Here is a 19,099-nt window from a genome sequence, read left to right on the forward strand (position 1 = left end):
ACATTAAATTTTATCAAGCTCACTTTAGGTGGTTTCGATAAAAAAATAGTTTCTTTGCAATTAAATTAACATCATACTTATATATGACAACATTTGACTTCAAAAAGTGGAATAACATTTTAGGATGGGCTGCTTTTTCAATAGCATTAATTACTTACACCTTAACAGTAGAACCAACTATGAGTTTTTGGGATTGTGGTGAATACATCGCTACAGCTGCAAAATTAGAAGTAGGACATCCGCCAGGAGCACCATTATTTCAAATGTTGGGCGCCTTTTTTGCAATGTTTGCTACAAGTAGCGACAAAGTTGCCTTGATGGTAAATATGATGTCGGTTTTTTCAAGTGCCTTTACTATCTTGTTTATGTTCTGGTCATCAACAATATTGCTTAAAAAAATTATAGCTTCTTATTCTGAAATCAATAATTCTAATGCTGTTGTAATTCTAGGAAGTTCTTTTGTTGGTGCTTTAGCTTTTACATTCTCAGATAGTTTTTGGTTCAATGCCGTTGAAGCCGAAGTTTATGCAATGGCAACACTACTAATTGCACTTTTATTTTGGTTAGGATTAAGATGGGAACAAGAAATGCACGAACCTAAAGGAAACCGTTGGTTACTTTTAATAAGTCTTGTAGTTGGACTATCATTTGGTGTTCACTTTATGGCATTACTTACAATACCATCTATCGGATTTTTATATTTCTTTAAAAACTATAAAAAAGTTACTATTACAAATTTTATTTTAGCAAATGTTATCATAATTGCTGTATTACTTTTTATTTTCAAACTCCTTTTACCATACACCTTAGCATTCTTTGGTAAAACCGAAATTTTTATGGTAAACAACATAGGCTTACCATTCAATTCAGGAACTATTTTTGCACTTTTACTAATAATAGCCTTCTTCTACTTCGGATTGGGTTATACCAGAAAAAAAGCACATCCAACTTACAATACCGTTTTACTTTGTATCCTGTTTGTTTTGATTGGTTTTTCAACTTGGATGATGTTGCCAATTAGAGCCAATGCTAATACACCAATAAACGAAAACAAACCATCAGATGCTGCTGAAGTTTTAGCATACTATAACCGTGAGCAATACGGAATCAATCCGTTGTTTTATGGTCCGCAGTATACCGATGCTTTTGCAGGATTAGACGAAAACAATCCTTATCTTGATAAAGCTCCTAACTATGAAAGAGATGAAGCTTCGGGGAAATATGTTATTGTAAACGATTATAAAAACGCAGAACAAAACACTGATGATAATCACAAAGCAATCTTACCAAGAATGTGGAGTACTGATAACATTGAAGGCTATATGAACTTCACTGGTGTTCCAAAATTCAAAGTAAAATCAGAATATGTTGAAGAAAAAGAATTAACCGATGTTGTGGCTGAATTTAGACAAGCTTACAGCAGCGGTAAAATCGATAATGATGGTTATGTATCCTTCTTGAAAGCCTATGGTGATTATCTAGATATTGAAAAACCATCAACACTAGACAATCTAAGCTTTATGTTCGAATATCAATTTGGATATATGTATGGTCGTTATTTATTGTGGAACTTTGTTGGAAGACAAAATGATAATCAAGGTCGATATGACAATTTAGATGGAAACTGGTTGAGCGGTATCAAATTTATTGACGAAGTTCATTTAGGATCACAAGAAAATCTAACTAAAGATATTTTAAACAATAAAGGAAGAAACTTATACTACTTTATCCCATTATTCCTAGGTTTGATTGGATTAATGTATCACGCTCAAAAAGACTTAAAAAGTTTTTACGTATTGCTAGCTTTGTTTTTATTTACAGGTTTAGCTTTAAAAATATACCTTAACGAAAGACCATTTGAACCTAGAGAACGAGATTATGCCTTAGTTGGTTCCTTCTACGTATTTGCAATTTGGATTGGTTTTGGAGTATATGCTATTTATGAAATGCTGAAAGAAAAAATTACTTCTAAAATTGTTGGACCAGTTGTGGTTGCAGCAAGTTTAATAGCAGCACCACTATTAATGGCAGCTCAAAATTGGGACGATCACGATCGTTCTGGAAAATATACTGCAATTGCAATGGCTAAAAATTATTTAGATTCTTGTGATCCAAATGCTATTCTTTTTACTATTGGTGATAATGACACATTCCCACTTTGGTACGCTCAAGAAATTGAAGGCTACAGAACCGATGTGAGAATTGTAAACACAAGTTTATTAATGACCGATTGGTATATTGACCAAATGAAACTTAAAACCTATAAAGCCGAAGGTTTACCAATTTCGTTCGAACACAGCCAATATGTTGCCGATAATAGAGATGCAATCTTGTTTAATAAACAAACAGAAAACCGTTGGTTAATCAAAGATTTTATCAATTTTGCTAAAAGTGAAGATACAATCACAACTGTTGAAATGCAAAGCGGACATAAATTGCATTTCTTTCCAACTAATAAAATTAGAATTCCAATCGATAAAAATGCTGTGATTGCAAATAAAATTGTTAATCCGAAACAAAATGACTCTATCGTTCCTTTTATCGATATCGATTTAAAAGGTGGCGCATTGTATAAGAATCGTTTGATTATGTTTGACATTCTAAACAATAATAACTGGAAAAGACCCATTTATTTTAGTCCGGGTAGTTTTGGCGATGACGATTATTTATGGATGAAAGATTACCTTCAATTAGATGGTATGGTTTATAAATTAGTGCCAATAAAAACACCAGTTGTAGAAGAAAACTATCCAGATATGGGTCAAATGGATACTGATAAAATGTATACTCTTGCAACCAAATGGAATTGGGGCAATGGCGAAAGCACTAAAATATACCATGATCCAGAAACAAGACGAAATAGTATCTCTTACCGTACTAATTTATCAAGATTAATGGAACTCCTAATCAAAGAAGGTAAAATAGAAAAAGCTAAAAAAATAATCGATTTAGCTATTTCTAAAACACCGATTGATTATTATGGTTATTATTTAACGCTGGAACCTTTTGCTGGAGGTTATTACAAAACTGGAGAAAAACAAAAAGCAAGAGATTTAATTGCAAAATTAGCTGATAAGTATAAAGATAATTTAAGATACTACAGCACCTTTAGTTCTGCTGATCAAAGTTTTATGGCAACCGATATCGTAACCGACATTGAGCGCTACAGAAGTTTATTAAAAGTTATGAAAGCCAACGGTGATATTGAATTTTATAACAAAAACAGAAACGAATTTAATAGTTTCAACAACAGATTTCAAAGATTCCAAAGAGATATGGAATAGATAAAATTAATTCATAAATAAGTGCCGGTAAATTAATTTATCGGCACTTATTTTTTATATTTGAAATATGAGCTGGGTCAAAACAAATCAAATTATTAAAAAACTGTTTTCAAATTATGTTTGGGATCTTCCAAATAATGAAAACAAAGTATACTTAACTTTCGATGATGGACCAACTCCAGAAATCACGGAGTGGACTTTAAATTTACTCCAACAATACAATGCCAAAGCCACATTTTTTTGCATTGGAGATAATATAAGAAAGTATCCTGAAATTTTTAAAAAGGTAATAGATGATGGGCATTCGATAGGCAATCACACCTTCAACCATTTAAATGGATGGAAAACATCTACCAATGACTACGTTGAAAATGTAAAATTATGCGAAACTGAACATGCAAAAGTAAGTACGGAACATTGCTCACTATTTCGTCCTCCTTATGGAAAAATAAAACCTTGGCAATCAAAACAAATTAGAAAAATAGGATACAAAATAATACTGTGGGATGTAATATCGTATGATTTTGACAGCACTATTTCTAAAGAGGATTGCTTAGAAAATGTATTAAAAAATGTAAACTCTGGTAGTATAATCGTTTTTCACGATAGCAAAAAAGCATTCTCAAACTTGGAATATGTACTTCCAAGAACATTAGAATTTTTAACTAAAAAAGGATTTGTTTGTGATAAAATAAAATAAATCACACTCCGAACTGTCCTCCTGAGCTTGTCGGAGGATTAAACTTGCTCTTGCACTAAACCAATTATAGTATTAGCATCTAGTTCACCCGATTGTCTCCACACCATTTGACCTTCTTTATAAATCATTAGTGTTGGTAAACCTTTAATTCGAAGAGCTTCGGCTAGTTCTTGGTTCTTATCCACATCAATTTTAATCACTTTTGCTCTATCGCCAAGCGCAGCAGCAACATCTCTAATTACAGGATGCATTGACACTGAAGATTCATTCCACTCTGTGTAAAAATCAATTAACACAGGAACTTGAGCATTTATAAGTTCGCCAAATTTTGACATAAAACCTAAATTTTTATATATTCTTTTCTAAAAAAGAAAGTATTAGTAATACAAATGTAGCATTTTTAACTAATTATACTACGTTTTTGCCTTTTTTTAGTTCAATTACTGTAATTTCTGGCATAATCCCTACTCTACCAGGATAAGCATGAAATCCGAAACCTCTATTTACGTAAATAAATTTCCCAAGGTTTTCATACAAACCAGCCCATTGTTTGTAAACATATTCCACTGGACTCCATTTAATTACACCAGGAATTTCAATTCCAAACTGAAATCCATGCGTATGCCCAGAAAGGGTTAAATGAAAATGTTTCGGATGTTCTTTTACCTCAGCATCCCAATGACTTGGATCGTGACTCATTAAGATTTTAAAATCTTCTTTTTTCAAATTCTCAGAAGCTTTGCTTAAATCTCCAACTTTCTTAAATTTTACACCCCAATTTTCTACACCAACGATGGCAATTTCATCAGTACCTTTTTTAATTTTAGTATTTTCGTTTAACATCAACTTAAAATCTATTTGACGATGTAAATCCTTAATATCTTCGAAATTTTTATTTTTAGCATCTTCCGATTTCCAATCTACATATTCACCATAATCGTGATTTCCCAGAACAGAATATTTTCCGAATTCATACTTTTTTATCTTCTTAAACGTATCAATCCAAGGATGCATTTCTGTTGCATGTGTATTAACAATATCACCTGTAAAAAGCAATAAATCAGCTTCTTGTTCATTAATTAAATCAATAGCATAGCTAATTTTTTCAGGGTTATCAAAACTACCACTGTGAATATCTGATATTTGAGTGATTTTAAAACCATCAAAAGCATCGGGTAAATCATCAAAAAACAAGGTCTGTCTTAAAACTTTGTAATTGTACTTTCCGACTGTCATTCCGTAAATCAATGACAAGAATGGCACTGCTGCAATACCTAATGCCACTTGGCTGACAAATCTTCTTCGCTCAGGAAGAAAAGTATCGTTACTGCTGTTGGTAAAATAATTTTTGGTACCTATTAATAATCTCAAAACATCTTCGAGCAACATAACAAATGTGATCAACAACTTAGGAACTAAAACCAACAACAAAACACCAATAGTGAACATAAACAATTGGGTTTGTCCTATAGTCCTATCAAATTTAGAGAAACCATAAAACACAAATGCCACTGCGGCTAAAGATATTAGTATGTAGGAAAATTGCACCCATCTTACCTTAGTGAAGGTTTTAACAGCTTGAAAAGCATAAATTTCTATGATTGCAATTATTGTAAATAGGATAATCCAGCGAAATGCCATTTTTAAAAATTTTAACAAATTAACGAAGAAACCTAAAACAAAATCAATTCATTATAAAAATTTTAACTACAGTTTGCTCTGTGAAATAAAATGATTCTTTCGTGAAAAATAAATATCAATTCATGAAGATCAAAAAACTACACAAATTAATAAATAGATTTTTGTGACTTAAAATCTAAAAAACACTCTAAATGAAAAGAATTTTACTTTTAATTGCATTTGCCATTTTAGGAACTAACGGAATGGCACAAGCACCAACGAACGGATTGATAGCTTATTATGGATTTGAAGGCAATGCATCAAGCCATAATCAATTACATGATCTGACAAATATGACAGCTACAGCAGTAACCTACGTTTCTGGCGGAAATGGAACTGGTCAAGCAGCGAGTTTCAACAATTCTGGTTTAAAAACCGTATCTATTGCTCCTCAAATTACAAACGAATTTACTTTATCCTTTTGGCAGTATAATTCAGCCTCACAAGTTCAACCTTACGCCACAAGATTTGAGTTGTTTGGTTCTGCTTTTTATAGAAATAATGGTGGAGCAGGAAGTGCATCGCATGCCAAAATATCTATTTCCAATGGTACTTGGGTTGGACCTAACATGACTGTTGATCTTTCAAATAATACTTGGCAACATATAGCGGTAAGATATGATACAAGTGGCGGTTTTAGTATTTTTGTAAATGGAATCCTTGATGCAACACTTAGTCAATATGTTACTTTTGCTAACTTAATAAAATACAATACTATTTTTTCAATTGGTGGCGGAGCCGATATTCCAACAGGAAATTTTTTAGCAAATAAAGCTTTTACGGGCTATATTGACGAGGTTTATGTGTATAACAGAGCTTTAAACAGTGCAGAAATTAATCAAGTTAAAAATGCTTATGGTGCAGCTGTAACACCACCAGTTATTTCAGCTGTTTCACATTTGCCATCAAGTAATTCGACTACTGTTGCTTATTCGTTGAATGCTAATAATAGTGCAACAACATCTATAGTGAAATATGGCACAAATGCAGATTATGGACAAACGGGAGTTTTTCCAAATCAAGTTAACGGACTTTCAGCTTCAGGAAATACAACAAATCCTGGTAGTGCTTTTTTACCTAATTTAACACCAAACACTTTCTACTACTACCAAATTATCGCAACAAATTCAGGTGGATCAACAACTTCTACTGTTGGAACATTTACAACAACTGCCTCAGGTGGTGGATTAGCAGGTGACTTATTGGCCTATTATAGTTTTGAAAACAATAATAATAGTTATGATAATGTTCATAATTTAACAAATTCGGCAACTCCAAATCCAACATTTAGTGCGGGAAAATTCGGTCAAGGTAGTGATTTTGGAACCGGTGGTGGCGCATTAACCAACACAAGTATGAGTCCAGTGTTTAATGTTCAGAATTATACCATTGCATTTTGGGAAAAAAGAACAGTAAATACTATTCTATATAGCACTTCATTCGAATTGTACGGATCACATTATATGCGTGTCACTGGCGCTAATATGTCGGCTGGATACCGAATTATGTCTAATGGTATCTTTGAAAATGCTGGAATGCCGGCAACAACATATATGGATACTTGGACACACTATGCATTTGTTTTTGGACCAACTAATTTAGCCAATCCATCAGGACCTAAAAACATGAAATGCTATGTAAATGGTATTTTGGTTGGTTCTTCAATGGGAAATTATGCAAGCACAGAAGCTTTACACAAATTTAACAGTATAATTTCAATAGGAAATGGTACTAATACCGATGGAACTATTAACGTTTCAAAAGCATATACTGGACTTTTAGATGAATTTTATATTTACAACAGAGCTCTTTCTGCTAACGATATTGGATTTTTGATGAATAACTCTGCTGGAGTAAGTATGCTTTCTAACAATGACTTTGCAAAAAACAACTTAAAAGCAACTATTTACCCAAATCCAGCTTCAACTAATTTTACTATTGAAATGGAAAACGAGGTAAACTCGGTTGAGATCTATTCTCTTCAAGGTCAAAAAGTATTGATTTCTACTTCAAAAGATGTCAATGTTTCTAGTTTATCTGCAGGAATGTATTTAGTTCGAATTGAAGATTCTAATAACGCAGTTTCAACTCAAAAATTAGTAATAAAATAAAGATGAAAAAAATAGCTCATTATCGCTTGGAGATTACGTTAACGCTCACCTATGCATTAATTTTTTTATTGATTTTTTATAGTTTTTAAATCTCTTTTAAGTTAATGTAAATTAACCGTCACTTTACTCTTGAAGTGGCGGTTTTTTGTTTTATGAAAAAAGCTTTATGAAAATCAATTTGCAATTCGTGAAAGAAAATCTTCGTTTCGTGAAATGTTAAAATATAAGTCTGCTCATTTATAGACTTTTGTCACTGAATTTAAACTATGTATTTATGAAAAAAATATTACTTCTTATTACAATCGCTTTTATAGCAATAAAAGGATTAGCTCAAGCACCAACAACAGGATTGGTAGCTTATTATAACTTCCAAAATACTTTGAATAGTAATTCTGCATCACATAGTTTTACAAATGCAGGAACTAGTAACATTTCTTATACAACAGGAAAAGATGGTCAAGGTGCTGGTTTTAACGGAAGCGCAGCTCTTATGAATGCTACAATGACAAGCTCAATAACATCACAAGCCAAATATACAATTGCATGGTGGGAATTTAGACCTACAAGCACACCGTCCAACTATTCAACTTCTTTTGAATTGGGAGAAACTAACTATTACAGAGCAACAATCTCGTCAGGATGTTATGCGCCAACGTATTATCCTAATAGATATGAATTTGGTTTGTTAGACGGCCCAGCCTACAGATGTCTTACTTTACAAGAACAAGCGACTTTGGCTGGCTCTTGGGTACATCACGCAGTTGTTCACAACGGAACTTCGGTTAGTTATTATTTAAATGGAGCTTTGAATATTAACACCTGGCTTTTAAATTACTCTGGTTTAAATTTAGCAACAAATAATTTTACTTTTGGCGGAGGAACAAATGGTGGTGCTATTAATAGTGCGAAATATATGAATGGAACATTAGATGAATTATACATCTATAATAGAGCGTTAACAGCATCTGAAATAACATTAGTCAAAGACGCAACTTATACCTACACATTTGAACCTAGTATTTCTAACATTAGCTCAACTCCAACACCAAATAATGCAACTATAAATTATTCTATAAATGCAAATGGATTTGCAACAACATCTATAATAAAATATGGAACATCCGCAAGCGCTTTGACAAATCAAATAACAGGCGGAACTGCTGTAGGAACATCGGCAACTCCATTAAATTCAACACTTCCAAGTTTAACTCCAAATACAACCTATTATTTTCAAATTGAGGCTACAAACTCTGTTGGAACTTCTACAAGCACAACACAGAGTTTTACAACACCACAAATACCAACGCTTATCACAGAATACAACTTTAACAACACTTATAATAACGTTTTAGGAAACGCACCTTTCACCTCAAATTCAGGAACTGCTTTTACTAGCGATAGAAACGGTTCGCCTAATAGTGCATTATACATTAACAATACAGGAACAACATCAACTATTTTAGGATTACCATATGGAAATAGTGCAAGAACAGTTTCTGTATGGATAAAAATGGCAGTACTTAATCCCTTTGGTTTCAATTTTATATATAACTATGGAAATTCTACAAATTATTATGGAACTTATTTTAATAATTCTAATTTATATCACTTTCAAAACGGTAGTAGTCATTTTGTAGCTAATACAACCTCTCTAAACACTTGGATTCATTATGTATTTACATACGATGGTACTGTTTCTAAAATCTATAAAAACGGAGCTTTATTAGGTACAAATACGATTGCATTTAACACTTTAAATAATGGGAATTTATTCCGTTTAGGTTTAACCGAAAGTGGAGGTGTAAATTATTTTAATGGTACAGTTGATGACCTTAAAATATATAATTATGCTATTTCAGATGCTGATGTTACAAGTTTATTTTCAAACAATATTTTAGCATCCGAAAATTTCACATCTCAAAACCTAAAAGCAACAATCTATCCAAATCCAACTTCAGATAATTTCTCAATTGAAATGGAAAACGAAGTAAAATCAGTAGAAATTTATTCGATTCAAGGTCACAAAGTATTGACTTCTAATACAAAAGATATGAATGTTTCTAATTTATCAAAAGGAATGTATTTGGTAAAAATCGAAGATTCAAATAATGCAGTTTCAACACAAAAATTAATTATTAAGTAAAATGAAAAAAGTAATCCTAATATTATTCCTAGCGTTAAGTTTAATGTCTATGAACACAAATTCAAACCATTTAAGTCTGAATGAAGAAATTACAATCACTGAAAAATTCGATATCAAAATAAAAAATGATACCGATAATGAAGTAAAAGTGATCAATGCAGGAAGTGGCGGAAGTTATAGTTTAACTAAAAACGCAACTACCACAATAAAAATGGAAGAAGGCGATAAATTGCACTATTACGAAAAAGGCAAAAAAGGAAATCTAATTCTAACAGCCACAAAAGAAATGCACGGAAAAGTGCAACTATTGAGTAAGTTATAAAATAAAGTAAGTAGTTTTTTTTAAGAAAATACCGCTCAACAGATTATTTTTTGTTGGCGGTTTTTCGATTGAAATAAATTCTTAAATTGTCAAACCAAAACCAACCAATGAACACAATTAAAGCACTTATTGTAGATGATGAACTCAATGCCAGATCATTACTACGAAATTTTATAGAAGATCATTGTCCAGAAATACAAATTATAGCTGATGCGGAAGACGTAAAATCGGCAGTGAAAATCATTAATAAAAATCATATTGATTTGGTATTTTTAGATGTTGAAATGCCTAACGAAAATGGTTTTGCGCTGTTCGATTACTTCAACAAACCCACATTTGAAACTATCTTTTGCACCGCTTATTCGCAATATGCTATCAAAGCTTTTGAAGTTTCGGCAGTGGATTATATCCTTAAACCCATTGGAATTTCCAAACTAAAAGAAGCGGTAGAAAAAGTCTATGAAAAACTTAATAGAAATCTGCAGCCGACTAATATGGATGTGCTACGAGAAAATCTGGCAGAAAATAAAATCAAAAAAATTGGCGTTCATATTGGTGACGGAATTGTTTTTATGGACTTAAACGATATTCTATATTTTGAAGCCGATGGATCGTACACCACAATCCATCACAAAAACGGAAAAGATTTGGCAGTAAAAAAAATCAAACATTTTGAGGATTTACTTTCGTCAGACACTCGTTTTTTTCGAATACATCGTTCTTATTATGTCAACATTACTTTGATAAAAAAATACAGCAAAAAAGACGGATTATCTGTAACTTATGATGATAAAATTTTGCTTCCTATTTCGAGAGAGAAGAAAGAAGAATTTGAAGAATTTATGCAACTAAATAACATTTTATAAATGCGTTTAAAGAAAATCTTATTTCTAAGTTTATTTGTTTTGGGCAACTTCATTTTTGCTCAAAACACTACTGACTTAAAATCGAAACTTGATAATTACAAAAAAAGTGACACTACAAGATGTTATTTATTAGACCAAAATATTGAAGAGGAAAACGACCATAATATTTGGATAAAATACAATCAAGAATTAAAGAAAATAGCTCAAGAAAAAATCAAATCAGAAAGCAATCTTGTTTTAAAGAAAACTTATACTAAGTACTTAAGTATTGCTTTTAACAACGAAGGCGCATTTTATATTTATAACGAAGAGTTTGAAAAAGCAATTCAATTCTATAGAAAATCATTACAAATTACTACCAAAATAAATTACGATTACGGTAGCGCTTTAGCTCTTCAAAATATTGGAACGGCGTTTGACTATTTAGGAAAATTAGACAGTACATTGGTTTATATGCAAAAAGCCTATGTGTATGCAAAACGATCTAAAAACCAATCCAATTTGGCTTATATTTTAACCGATTTAGGATTTGTACATAACAACTTAGGAAACAATGCTCTTGCCATAAAATATAATCTTGAAGCGTTACCATTATTTGAAAAAATGGGTGATTTAGATGGTTTGGAGCGCACCTATTTTGCATTAGGAAGAATTTTTGACAATCAAAATGACTACAAATCAAGTACTTCTTATTATGAAAAATGCTTGCAAATTGATAAAAAAACCAACAATAATGAACGTTTGATTTTAATATTAAACAGTTTAGCTGCAACAAATATTAAAGAGCACAAATTAGATAATGCTTTACAATTCAACAATCAAGCATTTAAAATTGCCTCAAAATTAAATAATGTTGATCTTATTGCTGCTTCCTTTAAAAATTATGGAGATATCTATTTTGAAAAACAAAATTTCTTAGAAGCAAACAATAACTATAGTAAAGCTTATGAAATATACAAAAAACTGAACAGTGATACTTTTATTTCAAAAACCGCAATCAAAATTGCAACTTCATACTACAAATTAAACCAACTTGATAAAGCAGAAGAATATGGTTTACTAGGTTATAATTTAACTAAAAAAACCAATTATAAATCAGATCAAAAAGATGCAGCGGAAATTTTAAGCGATATTTATTCAAAAAATAACGATTATAAAAACGCTTTTAATTTCAAGAAAATAGCTTCTGATATAGGTGAAAAAATTTATTTTGATGAAAGTAAAGACATTGCCTTAAAAGCCACTTACCAATATGAAACCGAAAAAAAAGAAGCTAAAATCAAAGAATTAAACCAGAAAAAGAAAATAGCCGAGCTTCAATCTAACAAGAAAACCATTCTTATCAACAGTTTCATTATTTCCTTTTTAGCATTAGCCATTCTAGCCTATTTTTTATTCTTCAGATTTAAAGAAAAGAAGAAAAACGAACTTCTCGAAACCAAACTTGCAGAAGCCGAAAAACTACTTGAAGCCGAAAAGAAAGCAACAGATAGCGAACTAAAAGCTCTGAAAAGTCAAATGAATCCTCATTTTATTTTTAATGCACTCAATAGTATCCAAGAACAATTTATGTACGGCGATAAACTGAAAGGCAACGAACAACTGAGCAATTTTACGTATTTAACACGTCAAATTTTAGAAGTTTCTGGCAAAAAACAAATCACCATTGCAACTGAAATTGATATTTTAACAAAGTATCTCGATTTAGAAAAAATGCGCTTTGCCAAAGATTTTGAATACACCATTTCAACTTCCGAAGCAATTGATGAAGATTATCATAAATTACCACCAATGTTACTGCAACCTTTTATAGAAAACAGTATCAAACACGGATTGATGCACAAAAAAGGATTGAAAACAATTAGCATAGATTTTGACTTAGATGAAAATGAAGAATACATCATTTGCACCATCATAGATAACGGAATTGGAAGAACAAAATCAGCTGAAATCAAAGCTAAAAATCAAAGTAAACATAAATCGTTTTCAACAGAATCCATCGCACAAAGATTAGAATTACTAAACGACAACCATTCTATAAAGCAATTAATTACCTACTCTGATGAGTTAGATAATGATGAAATTGTTGGAACAAAAGTCGTAGTTAATATTCCTTTAGGATAAAAAAAAGTGCAAACTATTGCTAGATTGCACTTTTAAGAAAAAACTAAAAACTACTTACTTAACTATTAAAAATCCAAATTCCTACAATTGCCATAATGAAATAGACAAAAAATAAAGTTATTTCTAGTCGGTGTTTAGAAAATAGATTCATACTATTCTATTATTAATTTTTTTGTGGCAAATGAACCGTTTAAATCTTGAACTTTAACAATATACATTCCAGAAGCTAAATTTGAAATGTTTATTTCTTTGTTATCTGCCGACAGCACTTTTTGCCCTTGTAAAGAGTAAATCTCTACTGATTTGATTGACCCATCAATTTCAATATTTAAAATATTATAAGCAGGATTTGGGTATAAATTAAATTTTAGGTTGTTTGAACTAAAATTATCCGAAGATAATAAATTTGGATTATTATAAATTTGAGTTACTTGTCCTTGTGTTAATGCTTGGTTGAAAATTCTAACATAATCAATATCAGCATTAATACCTACAATTCCTCCAGGATTTACTCCCATTCTAAAACTATCACCAGTTGTATTTAAAGCTGTTATCACTTTACTACCAAGTAATTGACCATCTCTATAAACATTCATCTCAGTTCCAAAATAAACAAACATATATTCATACCAAACACCTGTTGTTGCACCCGAATTTGGAACTAAATCATAGTCGTAATTTGTTCCACCCCAACCCAATAATTTAACTGTGGATGCAGTTTGATGTCCAGCGAATGCTTGACTTGTAGTTCCTGTTCCCCAATTAAATAAATAATTTTCACCTGGAAAAGCTCCATTGTCATATTTTACTTTAATATGAACACTTCTTGCTGATGAACCTACTGGTAAATTTGGTAATGAAGTTTGTGTTCTTGCATTTATTAATTCTAATGCGCCATTTGAAACTGTTCCGTTAGAAACAAAAGCATGAGATCCGCCGATTGGTGTGTTTAAAGTAACTGAACCATCTTGGCTATTAAAATTATTATTAAATTCAAAGTTGTAAATTGGTGTTGGAAAAGAAACTGCTGCCGATGTTGTAAAACTAAATGTATTTGAAGTTGTTGATCCATTTCCAACAGCAACAATATTAAAATAATAAGTTGTACTAGGCTGTAGACCTGTTAAATTTACTGTTTGAGAAGTATTTACAGTTGTATTTACAGTTGGACCTGCTACACTTAAATTTAAATTTGATGAAGAAGTGCCATAATTTACGGTTGTTGTAGTATTTGCCCCACCTGTATTGATATCAAAAACAATATTAGCAGCATCGCTGGTTGCACCTGCACCAATGTAACCAAATGTTGGAGCATTACCTTGTGTAGTAAATGTTGCAACAGCAGATTGCGAAACTCCATAAGCATTTGTTCCTTCAACTACATAATAATATAATGTATTAGGAGTTAATCCTGTTAATTGCACATTGCTAAAGTTATCTGTAAATCCTAAAGCAGAAAACCCAGTTGCGGTATTGTTTAAACTTGACGCAGATAAACCATATTTTACTACAGAAGTCGAATTGCCTCCATTTGGTTTTAAAACATAATTAATTTGCGAAGCAGAAGTGGTAATGTTTGTGGGAGCATTTACTTCATAAGTTGGTTTTGCAACTTGCGTGTATGTAAGTGTAGGTGAAAAAACAGTACCTGCACTATTGGTTGCTTGAATTCTATAATACATTGTAGTTCCTGCAGCTGCTGCTGATAAATTGTATTGTGTTGTAGCCGTACAAGCAGTATTTGTAGTTCCAATTGCAGTAGTTCCAGTTGCAGCAAGTTCATTAGCTGCTGCTGTTTGACCATATAAAACAGTTGTAGTTGTAGAAGCTCCACCAGCATTTACAGTATAAGAAATGTTGGCGCCTTCGTGAATTAAAGAAGAGGATACATTAGAAATAACAGGAAGTACAGCTGGTGAATATAAATTAGAAATTTGTGCTTGTGTTAATGCAACATTATAAATTCTAAAGTCATCAATCATACAATTTACAGGATTAGCGACTGTTTCGTTAGCATATTTTCCTAAACTCAACCTATTTCCTGAGGATACAGTATTGGTGTTTAAAACAGCATTTGTGGTATTTACAAGTACACCGTTCACATATCTCTTTATTGAAGTACCATCATATGTCATAGCTATATGAACCCAACCATTTGTTAACGAATTAACGATGTTTAGGGAGAAGTCATTAGAACCCCATACATAAAAATTCATATTAGTGTTTGAAGGAAAATCAAACCCAAAAGCTTGATTTGCTGTATTCATTCCATATCCTATAATTCGAGATACAGCATATAGTCCTGGTGTACCTTGTGGAGATAATTTAATCCAAGAAGAAATAGTCCTCGCTGATGCGCCAGACGGAAGATTTGGGCATACTGCACCATCATTAAAAGGTGTTGTGAAAATAGCGCTGTTAGCATTTCCATTTCTATCTGCTCCATACTGAAAAAATGCTCCCGAATTTGCAGTAAAGTTAGAACTAACAGCTCCAGTTCCTGAATTGTTAACGTTACCATCAAAATTAAACTGATAAACTGCTGTTTGTGCATTAGATATTCCAATCACAAAAAATAATAATAAAAAGTGTAATAGTTTTTTCATAATAAAATATTTTTAAAATTTTGAGCGAAATTATAAATGCAACCTTTTATTAAACTATATGAATTCATAAACAGTCGATTTGACTTTATAAATAGATTATTAGGTTTTAAGTTGATTTTGCTTTTTATATATTCAATGTTAGAGATTATTATTATGAATGGTTGTTTTGACTTCATAAATGGTAAATAACAGCCGAAATACTTTTAAAAATAATTGTTATTTTTGATAAGCTAAAAACTTCTAACTATGAAATGAGCATAACTCAATATTTGGTTGCAAAGACAAATCATGAAATGCGAATTACATATGACCAATAAAAAACAGTAAATATCAACATATGAAAGCAATTATTGTTGACGATGAATCACACGCTCGTTCATTATTATTTAACACAATAAAAGAGCACTGCAAAGGAATAGAAGTTATTGCGGAAGCTGAAAATATTAAAGAAGCCGTTAAAATCATTAATAAAAACAATATCGAATTGGTTTTTTTAGATATTGAAATGCCAAATGAAAATGGTTTTGCACTTTTTGAATATTTCGACAAGCCTAATTTTGTAACTATCTTTTGTACCGCTTATTCCGAATATGCCATTCAAGCTTTTGAAGTATCGGCAGTAGATTATTTATTAAAACCAGTAACCATAAGCAAATTGCAAGATGCTATTGAAAAAGCCATAAAAACTCGTGGTCAAAATCAAATTTTGCAAAATGTCAACATACTTCGAGAAAATATTTCAGTTAATCAATTACAAAAAATTGCATTACCACTTTCTGATGGGTTGATATTTATAAAAATTGAGGAAATCTTGTACTTTGAAGCAGATGGATCTTATACGTATGTAATTACTAATAAAGAAAAATATTTGGTAAGTAAAAAAATTAAAGAGTTTCACGAATTATTAATTAATGATTCTCGTTTTTTTAGAGTGCATCGCTCCTACTTGGTCAATATTCAACAGATAAAAAAATACAGTAAAAAAGATGGTGCTACTCTCGTTTTTGATAATAACAAAGTAATCCCTGTAGCTAGAGAAAAGAAAAATGAATTTGATAGTTACATCGGAAATATTAGCGTATAATTTATGAAAAAAAATGCTCTTTTATTTTTGCTGCTTTTCTGCAATATGTTGCATTCACAATCGTTTTCAATCAAGAAAACTTTAGAGAAATGCAGTGAAATTAATCAAGAAATCGAAAATGAACAAGATGAAACCATTTGGTCAAAACAGAATCAAGACTTAAAAAAAATTGTACTTAGTACTATCAAAATCAAAACACTTTCTGAAAACGAAAAAAAAGAATTTGCTAAATATTATAGCATAGTGTTATTAAATGAAGGTGCTTATCAAACCTTAAAAAGCAAATACACTGAATCAATAATTTCTTATAAAAAATCATTCGCTGTAGCTCAAAAAATAAAGTACTTTGAAGGTTGCGCTTCAAGTTTACAAAATATTGGAACTTCATTTGATTATTTGGGTAAAATTGACAGTAGCTTAGCCTATTTTAAAAAAGCACTAAATTATGCTTACCGTTCTAAAAATCAAGAAAGTATCGCTTTTGTTTTAACCGATTTAGGATATGTAAACAATAATATTGGTAACAACAAACTAGCAATTGAATACAACTTAAAAGCATTAAAAATATTTAAAAAACTTAATGATTCTGAAGGCATTGAACGCACCAATTTTTCTATTGGAAGAATATTTGACAACCTTAAAGAGTATGAAAAAAGTCTTGAATATTATAGTGATGCACTTCAAATATCAATTGCTACTAAAAATGAACAACGACAATGTTTAAATCTTAACAGTATTGCGAACATTTATTTTTTACAAAAAAAATATTCTAAAGCAAAACAACTTTTAGAGCAATGTTTAACAATTTGTAAAAAAAACCAATACACTTCCATCTCAGGAGTTAGTTATAATTTACTTGGAGATATTGATTTTGAATTAAAAAAATTTAACGAAGCCAAAATAAAATATTTGCTAGCTAATACAATTTTTAAAAATGATGCTAATAATTTCTTTTACGCTAAAACATTATTCAAATTAGCACAACTTAATCTCAAAGAAAACAATATTAAATCGGCTCAAGAATACGCAATAGAATGTTATAAATTGAGTTTAAAAAACAATTATCCTTTCGAAATTAGATCGGCTGCCGACTTACTTTCACAAATTTATACAAAACAAAAAAACTATAAACTAGCACTTGATTTTAAAAATATTGTTGCAACAGTTAGTGATAGTATCTATTATGACGAAAACAAAAACAATATTTTAAAAGCAGAATACAAATACAATTCTAGTTTAAAAGAAGCTCAAATAAAAGCATTGTTCCAGGAAAAAAAAATTGCAACTCTTGAATCACAACGCCAAAAAACCATTGTTTTAATTCTTGGAATTGCTTTAGTTTCAATTTTAATAACCTCTTATGTTTTATTTAATCGTTATAAAATCAAAAAACAAAACGAACTATTGAAATCGCAACTTTTTCAGGCTCAAAAAACCATCGAAGCAGAGAAAAAAGCAACTGAAAGTGAACTAAAAGCATTGAAAAGTCAAATGAATCCGCATTTTATTTTTAATGCGTTGTCAAGCATTCAAGACCAATTTATGTTTGGTGACAAAGTGACTGCTAATGAACAAATGGGGAATTTTACTTATTTAACAAGGCAAATATTAAATATTTCTGGCAAAAAACAAATTTTGCTTTCTACAGAAATTGATATTCTTTCAAAATATCTCGAACTCGAAAAAATGCGTTTCAAAACCGATTTTGAATATAAAATTACATCTAGCGATAACATTGACGCAGATTATCACGAAATACCGCCAATGCTTATTCAGCCATTCGTAGAAAACAGCATCAAACACGGATTGCTACACAAAATCGGAATTAAAAAAGTAACGATTCATTTTGAATTAGATACAAACGAAGAATACATCATTTGTACGATAACAGATAACGGAATTGGAAGAACAAAATCAGCTGAAATCAAAGCTAAAAATCAAAGCAAACATCAATCATTTTCAACAGAATCAATTGCACAACGATTAGAATTACTAAACGAAAACCATTCTATAAAGCAATTAATTACCTATTCCGATGAATTAGAAAACGATGAAATTGTTGGAACAAAAGTCGTAGTTAATATTCCTGTAGGATAATTACAAACAAACAACATTATAAACGTTCAATCCCAATATTACAATTGTTGCAATTGCTAACAACATCATTTTAAAGTTAAAA

12 protein-coding genes are annotated in these 19,099 nt (G+C 30.9%); 9 read left to right on the plus strand and 3 right to left on the minus strand.

Annotation, left to right across the window (positions count from 1 at the left end; genetic code table 11):
• Positions 1-83: 83 nt before the first annotated feature.
• Positions 84-3,284, plus strand: a complete 3,201-nt coding sequence (locus Q0050_RS04985; protein ID WP_298392913.1) for a DUF2723 domain-containing protein — start codon at positions 84-86, stop codon at positions 3,282-3,284.
• Positions 3,285-3,351: 67 nt separating this feature from the next.
• On the plus strand, positions 3,352-3,984 hold the full coding sequence (locus Q0050_RS04990) for a polysaccharide deacetylase family protein (protein WP_298392915.1): 633 nt from the start codon (positions 3,352-3,354) through the stop codon (positions 3,982-3,984).
• A 38-nt stretch (positions 3,985-4,022) separates the two neighbouring features.
• On the opposite strand, the gene Q0050_RS04995 is transcribed toward Q0050_RS04990, so the two are convergent.
• Both Q0050_RS04995 and Q0050_RS05000 read right to left on the minus strand, forming a co-directional pair.
• Positions 4,023-4,319 carry a co-chaperone YbbN gene (locus Q0050_RS04995; protein ID WP_298116634.1) on the minus strand — a complete coding sequence of 99 codons (297 nt, stop codon included), beginning with the start codon at positions 4,317-4,319 and terminating at the stop codon, positions 4,023-4,025.
• Between the two features lie 73 nt (positions 4,320-4,392).
• The gene (locus Q0050_RS05000; RefSeq protein ID WP_298392917.1) at positions 4,393-5,625 is read right to left on the minus strand and encodes a metallophosphoesterase; all 1,233 of its coding nucleotides are present in this window, start codon (positions 5,623-5,625) and stop codon (positions 4,393-4,395) included.
• 191 nt (positions 5,626-5,816) lie between these two features.
• Here Q0050_RS05000 and Q0050_RS05005 point away from each other — a divergent pair, with 191 nt between their 5' ends.
• From Q0050_RS05005 to Q0050_RS05025, 5 genes are all read left to right on the plus strand, one after another.
• Complete coding sequence (locus tag Q0050_RS05005; RefSeq protein WP_298392919.1) at positions 5,817-7,775, plus strand: LamG-like jellyroll fold domain-containing protein; 1,959 nt, start codon at positions 5,817-5,819, stop codon at positions 7,773-7,775.
• 274 nt (positions 7,776-8,049) lie between these two features.
• On the plus strand, positions 8,050-9,918 hold the full coding sequence (locus Q0050_RS05010; RefSeq protein ID WP_298392921.1) for a LamG-like jellyroll fold domain-containing protein: 1,869 nt from the start codon (positions 8,050-8,052) through the stop codon (positions 9,916-9,918).
• A gap of 49 nt (positions 9,919-9,967) precedes the next feature.
• On the plus strand, positions 9,968-10,240 hold the full coding sequence (locus Q0050_RS05015) for a hypothetical protein (RefSeq protein ID WP_298392923.1): 273 nt from the start codon (positions 9,968-9,970) through the stop codon (positions 10,238-10,240).
• Positions 10,241-10,347: 107 nt separating this feature from the next.
• Positions 10,348-11,106 carry a LytTR family DNA-binding domain-containing protein gene (locus Q0050_RS05020; RefSeq protein ID WP_298392925.1) on the plus strand — a complete coding sequence of 253 codons (759 nt, stop codon included), beginning with the start codon at positions 10,348-10,350 and terminating at the stop codon, positions 11,104-11,106.
• On the plus strand, positions 11,107-13,230 hold the full coding sequence (locus Q0050_RS05025; RefSeq protein WP_298392927.1) for a tetratricopeptide repeat protein: 2,124 nt from the start codon (positions 11,107-11,109) through the stop codon (positions 13,228-13,230).
• 152 nt (positions 13,231-13,382) lie between these two features.
• Here Q0050_RS05025 and Q0050_RS05030 read toward each other — a convergent pair whose 3' ends face one another.
• Entirely contained in the window at positions 13,383-15,836 is a 2,454-nt protein-coding gene (locus Q0050_RS05030) for a LamG-like jellyroll fold domain-containing protein (RefSeq protein WP_298392929.1), read from the minus strand.
• Positions 15,837-16,173: 337 nt separating this feature from the next.
• Here Q0050_RS05030 and Q0050_RS05035 point away from each other — a divergent pair, with 337 nt between their 5' ends.
• Together Q0050_RS05035 and Q0050_RS05040 are read left to right on the plus strand one after the other, a co-directional pair.
• Positions 16,174-16,920 (plus strand): LytTR family DNA-binding domain-containing protein, encoded by a 747-nt coding sequence (locus Q0050_RS05035; RefSeq protein ID WP_298392931.1) that lies wholly within the window; start codon positions 16,174-16,176, stop codon positions 16,918-16,920.
• A gap of 3 nt (positions 16,921-16,923) precedes the next feature.
• The gene (locus Q0050_RS05040; protein WP_298392933.1) at positions 16,924-19,017 is read left to right on the plus strand and encodes a tetratricopeptide repeat protein; all 2,094 of its coding nucleotides are present in this window, start codon (positions 16,924-16,926) and stop codon (positions 19,015-19,017) included.
• Positions 19,018-19,099: the final 82 nt, after the last annotated feature.

Origin of the sequence: Flavobacterium sp., assembly GCF_027483985.1 — a bacterium.
Taxonomy (GTDB): Bacteria; Bacteroidota; Bacteroidia; order Flavobacteriales; family Flavobacteriaceae; genus Flavobacterium.

Excerpts from the sequence above, each read along its gene's own strand:
- Q0050_RS05025 (WP_298392927.1), top strand. The coding sequence starts at position 11,107 with ATGCGTTTAAAGAAAATCTTATTTCTAAGTTTATTTGTTTTGGGCAAC.
- Q0050_RS04995 (WP_298116634.1), bottom strand. The coding sequence starts at position 4,319 with ATGTCAAAATTTGGCGAACTTATAAATGCTCAAGTTCCTGTGTTAATT.
- Q0050_RS05040 (WP_298392933.1), top strand. The coding sequence starts at position 16,924 with ATGAAAAAAAATGCTCTTTTATTTTTGCTGCTTTTCTGCAATATGTTG.
- Q0050_RS04990 (WP_298392915.1), top strand. The coding sequence starts at position 3,352 with ATGAGCTGGGTCAAAACAAATCAAATTATTAAAAAACTGTTTTCAAAT.
- Q0050_RS05005 (WP_298392919.1), top strand. The coding sequence starts at position 5,817 with ATGAAAAGAATTTTACTTTTAATTGCATTTGCCATTTTAGGAACTAAC.
- Q0050_RS05035 (WP_298392931.1), top strand. The coding sequence starts at position 16,174 with ATGAAAGCAATTATTGTTGACGATGAATCACACGCTCGTTCATTATTA.
- Q0050_RS05015 (WP_298392923.1), top strand. The coding sequence starts at position 9,968 with ATGAACACAAATTCAAACCATTTAAGTCTGAATGAAGAAATTACAATC.
- Q0050_RS04985 (WP_298392913.1), top strand. The coding sequence starts at position 84 with ATGACAACATTTGACTTCAAAAAGTGGAATAACATTTTAGGATGGGCT.
- Q0050_RS05020 (WP_298392925.1), top strand. The coding sequence starts at position 10,348 with ATGAACACAATTAAAGCACTTATTGTAGATGATGAACTCAATGCCAGA.
- Q0050_RS05030 (WP_298392929.1), bottom strand. The coding sequence starts at position 15,836 with ATGAAAAAACTATTACACTTTTTATTATTATTTTTTGTGATTGGAATA.
- Q0050_RS05000 (WP_298392917.1), bottom strand. The coding sequence starts at position 5,625 with ATGGCATTTCGCTGGATTATCCTATTTACAATAATTGCAATCATAGAA.
- Q0050_RS05010 (WP_298392921.1), top strand. The coding sequence starts at position 8,050 with ATGAAAAAAATATTACTTCTTATTACAATCGCTTTTATAGCAATAAAA.